This window comes from Xylophilus sp. (genome assembly GCA_009914555.1).
Classification (GTDB): Bacteria; Pseudomonadota; Gammaproteobacteria; order Burkholderiales; family Burkholderiaceae_C; genus WNDY01.
This window is the reverse complement of sequence record WNDY01000120.1, coordinates 1-4000: the sequence shown is the minus strand read 5'-3', so window position 1 is coordinate 4000 and position 4000 is coordinate 1. Positions and strand designations below refer to the sequence as shown.

The 4000-nt window shown below is 55.4% G+C and carries 5 protein-coding genes and 1 other annotated feature; of the genes, 1 reads left to right on the top strand and 4 read right to left on the bottom strand.

What is annotated here, in order from left to right:
- Nucleotides 1-172 precede the first annotated feature (172 nt).
- From GAK38_RS23560 to GAK38_RS23545, 4 genes are all read right to left on the bottom strand, one after another.
- On the bottom strand, nt 173-1627 hold the full coding sequence (locus GAK38_RS23560; RefSeq protein ID WP_325347309.1) for a SulP family inorganic anion transporter: 1455 nt from the start codon (nt 1625-1627) through the stop codon (nt 173-175).
- An 81-nt stretch (nt 1628-1708) separates the two neighbouring features.
- Nucleotides 1709-1764, bottom strand: a sequence feature (sul1 is cis-regulatory element that is thought to sense ions involved in sulfur or methionine metabolism; They are found in Alphaproteobacteria).
- Between the two features lie 73 nt (nt 1765-1837).
- On the bottom strand, nt 1838-2332 hold the full coding sequence (locus GAK38_RS23555) for a GNAT family N-acetyltransferase (protein WP_325347308.1): 495 nt from the start codon (nt 2330-2332) through the stop codon (nt 1838-1840).
- 44 nt (nt 2333-2376) lie between these two features.
- Nucleotides 2377-2847: a GNAT family N-acetyltransferase gene (locus tag GAK38_RS23550; protein WP_325347307.1), complete on the bottom strand. Its 471-nt coding sequence runs from the start codon at nt 2845-2847 to the stop codon at nt 2377-2379.
- 9 nt (nt 2848-2856) lie between these two features.
- On the bottom strand, nt 2857-3522 hold the full coding sequence (locus GAK38_RS23545; RefSeq protein ID WP_325347306.1) for a helix-turn-helix domain-containing protein: 666 nt from the start codon (nt 3520-3522) through the stop codon (nt 2857-2859).
- Between GAK38_RS23545 and GAK38_RS23540 the strand changes: the two genes are divergently transcribed.
- On the top strand, nt 3493-4000 hold a 508-nt coding region (locus GAK38_RS23540; RefSeq protein ID WP_325346951.1), incomplete at its 3' end, for a transposase. The two genes, GAK38_RS23545 and GAK38_RS23540, sit on opposite strands and share 30 nt — an antisense overlap.

The window sequence follows — 4000 nt, the reverse complement described above, 5'->3', positions numbered from 1 at the left end:
GTTCGTCGGAAGTAATGGGGCGATCACAGCCCACTCCTGATCATCAAGCCAGAATTCTCCTGCCATAATCCAAAACTCCCGTTAGCGGAGAGAATGAATCATGGCGAGATAATTTAATAAATAGCCTCATTGGGTTTTGACCCTAGTGTACCGCCAGTTTTGCGGCACCGATTTACTTATCATGGACAGCGAAGCGGTCGATCATATCGCTACTTGCTTCATTAAAGCCGATGACCGACACATCCGTACCGCTGGCACGGTATTTCAGCACCACCTTGTCGAGCGCACCGACCGAGGTGATGTCCCACAGATGGGCATGGCTGACATCGATCGTTACCCTTTCTGCAGGTGATGAAAAATCGAAAGCTGCAATGAAGTTTTGTGCCGAGGCAAAGAAGATCTGGCCCTGAACGGTATAGGTTCGTTCGATTTCATCTTCGCTCGTTGTTTCGCTCACGCGGAACATCTTTGCGACCTTTCCTGCGAAGAACACGCCGGAAAGCAGCACGCCGACCAGAACACCCTTGGCAAGATCATGGGTTGAAACCACCGTTATGACGGTTGCCAGCATGACAATGGAGGAGGATGGCGGGTTGCGGCGCAGATCGAGGATCGAGCGCCATGAGAAGGTGCCAATCGATACCATGATCATCACGGCCACCAGTGCGGCCATCGGAATGATCCGGACCAGATCGTCGAGAACGAGAATGAGAAACAGCAGGAAAGAGCCAGCAACAAAGGTTGAAAGCCTGCCGCGACCGCCGGACGACACATTGATCACCGACTGTCCGATCATGGCACAACCACCCATGCCGCCAATCATGGCGGATGCGATATTGCTGGTGCCCTGACCAATACATTCCTGGTTTTTGTTGCTGTTGGTATCCGTCATGTCATCGACAATCTGGGCCGTCATCAGCGATTCAAGCAGGCCGACAGCTGCCAGCGTGATCGAATATGGCAGGATGATCTGCAGCGTTTCCAGCTTCAGCGGTACTTGTGGAAGCGCGAAGATCGGCAATGCTGATGGCAATTCGCCGAGATCGCCAACCGTTCGCAGATCCATGCCGCTTGTCCATGCAAGCGTGGTGAGGACGGCAATGGCAACGAGCGGCGAGGGGATGGCTTTGGTTAAGCGCGGGAAGAGATAGATGATGGCGAGACCGCCTGCGATCATCCAGTAGGTCTCAACCGGAACATGAATGAGTTCCGGAAGCTGCGCCATGAAAATGAGGATAGCAAGTGCATTGACGAAGACTGTAATGACCGAGCGCGATACAAACCGCATCAGGCGCCCGAGTTTGAGGAAGCCTGCAAAGATTTGCAGAATGCCCATCAGGATCGTGGCTGCAAATAGATATTGCAAACCGTGTTCCTTGATGAGCGAGACCATCACCACAGCAGTTGCAGCGGTTGCCGCAGAGATCATGCCAGGACGTCCACCAGTGAAGGCGGAAACGCAGGCAATGGCGAAAGAGGCGAAGAGGCCGACCTTGGGGTCGACGCCAGCGATGACCGAAAAGCCGATGACTTCCGGGACAAGGGCAAGTGCTACGACGATGCCGGAAAGAATATCGCCGCGAATATTGAAGAACCACTCGCGGCGGTAGGCAGCAAGACGTGTCATTGAATTTTCCGCAAATAGAAGACGGGCGTTGAGAGCCGTCCGATTCAACATGGCCGATTGTAAAAATGGGGGATGTTGTTGCGTTGTCTGGCGGATAGGCGACCAGAAGAGCCACCCGGGCTTTCACCGGGTCCTTGCGAATACGCCTGTATAAACAAAAAAAGCGCAGCAGGGCAATGGCCCGCTGCGCTTTCTATTGCACGGTGCTGATTAGAGTATCTTTTGCATGAAGATCAGATCAAGCCAGCGTCCGAATTTCTGGCCGACCTGTTTCAGCGTGCCACTATCTTCAAAGCCTTGCGATTTGTGCAACGCGATGGATGCGGCATTGCCTGCTTCAATGCCTGCCACCAGCACATGGACTTTACGCTCGCGTGCTTCTTCCACAAGCTCTGCCAGAAGTGCGCGTCCGATACCACCGCCGCGTGCATCGCTTGCCACATAAACAGAGAGTTCCGATGAGTGGCGGAAACCTTCAAACGGGCGGAATGGGCCATAACTCGCATAGCCGACGACCTGTTCCTCGCGTTCGGCCACCAGAACCGGAAAGCCGTCACGGTTGCGGGCTTTGAGCCATTCGCGACGGTTTTCCAGATCGACGAGCGTTTCGTTCCAGATGGCAAGCGTGTTCTCGAGGGCATCGTTATAGATCACAAGCAGAGCGGGGAGGTCAGCTTCGTTGGCAAAGCGGATGGTGAGGGTCATTTCAGAGGCCTTTATAGAAAAGTGTGGTCGCGCAGGGGCTGCCGTCAGGATAAAGCGCATAATTCGGGATAACGCCCACCCGCTCGCTCCCAGCCGAGATGGGTGTAAATTGCCTCCGCCGGACTGCCGGTTGCGGTGTCCAGGCAGAGAAGTGTCTTGCGTCGGTTACGTGCTTCTTCTTCAACGGCTTCCATCAGTTTGCGCGCAAGACCAAGGCCGCGCGCCTTGCGATGGATCAGCAGTTTTTTAAGATCGGCACGATGCGGCTGATTGGGCATTTGTGCGAGACCAAGCTGAACCGTGCCGACGATTTCGCCGTCATGCTCGGCAACCAGAAGGGCCGTGTCGCCTCGCTCTACTTCATTAAAGACGCGGTTCCAGTAGGGGATGAAACCCTGCCATTCACATGGCGCCATGAAGCCAGCTGACGCGCCATCATTAACGCAATCGGTCAGGATTTCTGCCAGTGGGAGAAGCGAGGAGCCAGCGTCTTCGTAGTTAAGGACACGAATCATATTGTACTTTCAGAGACTGCTGCGACGTTCGAGTACGATTGTATAACGTGCGGTCGAGGTGCCGGGATTATGAAAGGTGATGCCTTCAACGAGCGGCATATAAAGACAGTCGCCGGTATGGAGCTGATAGGCGGTTGCTCCAACGGTGATTTCCATCTGCCCATTCAGGAGCCACAAATGCTGTGTGATGCCTGCATTGGCCGCCTGTGGTGCGAAGGCCACTCTGGCGCCTGCGGGAAATTCGACCTCGATCATGTCGATATTCGACCCCGTTGCCGGTGGTGAAACAGACCGCCGGATATAGCCCGTATCCGGATCACGCCAGACTGGTTGGCGATCATGCGTGAGCAAGGGAGAGGCTGGGGCTTCAGCATCGGCAAAGAAGGCTGAGAGCGATGTACCAAGCGCTGCACAAATGCGCGCCAGAAGCTGTGCGGTCGGGCTGGTTTCGCCACGCTCGATCCGCGAGATCATGGCGCGGCTGACACCTGACGCGTCACCAAGCGTATCCAGCGTCATGCCTTGCGCAAGGCGCAGGCGGCGCAGATTTTCGCCAATGGCGTTGTCTAGCAGGCTGTTGAAAAAGGCCTGGCGTGAAGACTTTGGTCGTGATTCATTGGCTTTGTGGAGATTCGGAGTTGATGGATGCGCGGCGGCGATGTGAGGACAGGTCAACTCTTCAGTTATGTCGATCTGGAGGATCGTGTTCGTCGTGATCATCCGCTGCGGGCAATCCGGCAGATCGTGAACGACGCGCTCGTTTTGCTGGAACGGGAGTTCGCAGCGCTCTATTCGCCGATCGGGCGGCCATCGATCGCGCCTGAAAAGCTTCTGCGCGCCATGCTTCTGCAAGCCTTCTATTCAATCCGCTCTGAGCGACTTTTGATGGAGCGGTTGGAATACGACCTTCTATTCCGCTGGTTCGTCGACATTGGCATTGACGATCCAGCTTGGGACCATTCGGTGTTTTCGAAGAACCGCGACCGGCTGCTGGAAGGCGACATCGCCGCGAAGTTCCTGGGTGCGATCCTTTCGCAGCCCAAGGTAAAGCGGCTGCTGTCAACGGACCACTTCTCTGTCGATGGCACGCTGATCGAAGCCTGGGCGTCGATCAAGAGCTTCAAGCCGAAGAACGGCTCGGGCGAATCACCAT